At 70.2% G+C, this 1,607-nt stretch carries 1 protein-coding gene; it reads left to right on the top strand.

Annotated features, from left to right (window positions below):
- Positions 1–112 precede the first annotated feature (112 nt).
- Positions 113–1,597: an NF041680 family putative transposase gene (locus Vse01_RS29090; protein ID WP_204019281.1), complete on the top strand. Its 1,485-nt coding sequence runs from the start codon at positions 113–115 to the stop codon at positions 1,595–1,597.
- Positions 1,598–1,607 lie beyond the last annotated feature (10 nt).

The following is a 1,607-nucleotide window of genomic DNA, read 5'->3' as shown; positions in this document are numbered from 1 at the left end:
CTTGATTTTTAACCTGCGGTCGGGTGCCATCGACCCCGGCTGATCATGGCCGCAGCCCTTGATCGATCATTCCTCTTGTCTAGGGAAGAAGATCAGGACCAAGGGCTGCGGGATGATCAGTGTGCATGACGCCAGGCGTGGAAGCGCGGTGGGGGACCTCGCGACGTTCCGTGCGGAACTGCATCGTTGTCTGAGCGCCAGGGCTGATGCGCTGTTCGAGTTGGCCGACGCGGTGTTGTGCGCGGATGGGCCGGTGCGGTCGCTGCCGGCGTTGTCCCTGGTGGCGGAGCACCGCCGCGGCCACGGCGCGTTGTACGACGCGCTTGGCGCCGGTCGGATCGATGTGCAACGGTTGCGGACCGTGGTGGCCTCGATGCCGATCCCACGGGCAGCTGACGGGCGGATCGTGCTGGCCGTGGATGTCACCTGCTGGCTGCGGCCGGAAGCGCACACCGTGCCGGAGCGGGTCCTGTGCCACACCTACGGCCGTGGCAAAGACCAGCACATCGGGGTGCCGGGCTGGCCGTACTCGTTTGTGGTGGCCCTGGAGTCCGGGCGTAGTTCGTGGACCGCGCCGCTGGACGCGATCCGGCTGGCCCCGGGCACCGAGCTGGCCGCAGTCACCGCCGAGCAGCTGCGCGCGGTGGTGGACCGGCTGATTACCGCCGGGCACTGGCAGCCCGGTGACCCGGCGATCTGGGTGGTAATGGATGCCGGCTACGACGCCGCCCGGCTGGCCTGGCTGCTACACGACCTGCCGGTACGCGTCCTGGCCCGGATGCGATCCGACCGGGTGCTGCGCCGCCCGCCGGGGCCATGGACACCGGGCCCCAAGTGCGGTCGGCCACCACGGCATGGCAGCGAGTTCATCTTCGGCGACCCGGCCAGCTGGGGCACCCCGAACGTCACCACCGTGACCGAGACCCGCCTCTACGGCACCGCGACCGTCCGTGCCTGGCACCAGCTGCACCCCCGCCTGACCCGCCGCGCCGCCTGGGCCGACTGCCCCGAGCTGCCCATCCTGGAAGGCACCCTCATCCGCCTGGACGTGCAACGACTGCCCTCCGGCGCGACCGCGAAGCCGGTCTGGCTGTGGTGGTTCACCGGCCTCGGCCACCAGTCCGGCGACAACCCCGACCCGACCATCATCGACCTGCTGTGGCAGGCGTTCCTACGCCGCTTCGACATCGAGCACACCTTCCGGCTGCTCAAGCAGACCCTCGGCTGGACCGTGCCGAAACTACGCGACCCGCACGCAGCCGACCGCTGGACCTGGCTGATCATCGCCGCCTACACCCAGCTCCGGCTGGCCCGGCCCCTCGCCGCCGACCTGCGTCGCCCCTGGGAACGACCCGCCCCACCCCACCGGCTCACCCCCGCTCGGGTCCGCCGCGGATTTCGGCACCTGCGCGCCAACAGCCCCTGTCCCGCCGGTGCACCGAAACCCACCCGACCAGGACCCGGCCGCCCACCCGGACGACCCAACCGCCATCCCACCCGCCGCTACGACGTCCACATCGTCACCAGCAGCGCGACCGGGAAGACGACCTCTTCGAAGAAGAAATCGACCAATCCCCGGCCACGCCGCACAGGTTAAAGATCAAGCT

It is taken from the genome of Micromonospora sediminimaris (assembly GCF_016863575.1).
Classification (GTDB): Bacteria; Actinomycetota; Actinomycetes; order Mycobacteriales; family Micromonosporaceae; genus Micromonospora; species Micromonospora sediminimaris.
This window is presented reverse-complemented; position numbering and strand designations above follow the sequence as displayed.

Coding starts and splice junctions, on each gene's coding strand:
- Vse01_RS29090 (WP_204019281.1), top strand. CDS start 113: ATGATCAGTGTGCATGACGCCAGGCGTGGAAGCGCGGTGGGGGACCTC.